Genomic DNA, 943 nt, shown 5'->3' with positions numbered 1-943 from the left:
ATCTTTTATCAAGCTGACCTTTGTTAACAGCTTCATTATCCTTTGTTGCTTCACCAACACCTGAAAGTGTCCGATCCCCTTTGTCTTTATTTGCGATATTGAGTTCTGTACCTTCTACTTCTTTACCAATAGTGATAACCTTCGTATTATCATCCTGCTTAGCAAGGCTATCACTGACAACATTGGTCACATCATTATGAACATTCGTGATAGAACTCGCAACTCCAGCAAATGCTTCCGATACACTATTGTAAACCTTTTCCTCACCAGCACTACCATCAGAATTGACAGTTTTAAGCTTGAAGGTAGGTGCAACCCATTCTCCCTTTTCATTATAACCTGCTCCTCCACCAAAATACTCAGCAAATGTCTGATTCATTGAATAAAGTTGGTTGCCAGTGATCGCTTCTGTTGAACCTTTAGAAATTTCTCCATCTAAAAGAAACTTCAATTTGCTATTGTTTCTGTCCTTACCTTCCCCATGAAGAGCTACAAAGGCGTTATCACCCTTGCTCCACGATAAAGAATCTTGCGCAACACCTGCAGAAACTTCCTTAATTCGTGCATTCACATTCTTGATATTATCATCAAGTCCTTCAAAAGCTGAACCAACATTGGTAAAAGGCTTGGCTGTTATCTTACCATCTTTATCAATCTCCGATAAACTATAGGTCGGCCCTGTAAACGCACCATTATTAAAAGCTGCATTACCCCCTAAATAAGTAACAACCTTATCATTCGTTTCAAAAAGCTGACTACCCGTTACAGCATCTGTTGATGTAGCGCTAATCTCACCATTTGCTAGAAACGTAATTCTACTGTTTTCTTGTGTCCTTACAGCTCTGCCTTTTTCTTCTTTACTCTTTTCATGACGCGCTACAAAGGCATCGGCTTCCTTGCTCCATAACAAAGAATCCTGTGCTACTCCTTCAGAAACCTCTTT

At 39.8% G+C, this 943-nt stretch carries 1 pseudogene; it reads right to left on the bottom strand.

From position 1 onward, the window contains the following. Window positions 1-943 (bottom strand): annotated as a pseudogene (locus ACFINY_RS09770) (hypothetical protein); the annotation flags it as partial.

Source organism: Bartonella sp. AA23NXGY (assembly GCF_042197165.1).
Classification (GTDB): Bacteria; Pseudomonadota; Alphaproteobacteria; order Rhizobiales; family Rhizobiaceae; genus Bartonella.
The sequence above is the reverse complement of the archived record's forward strand: the minus strand, read 5'-3'. Positions and strand labels throughout refer to the sequence as shown.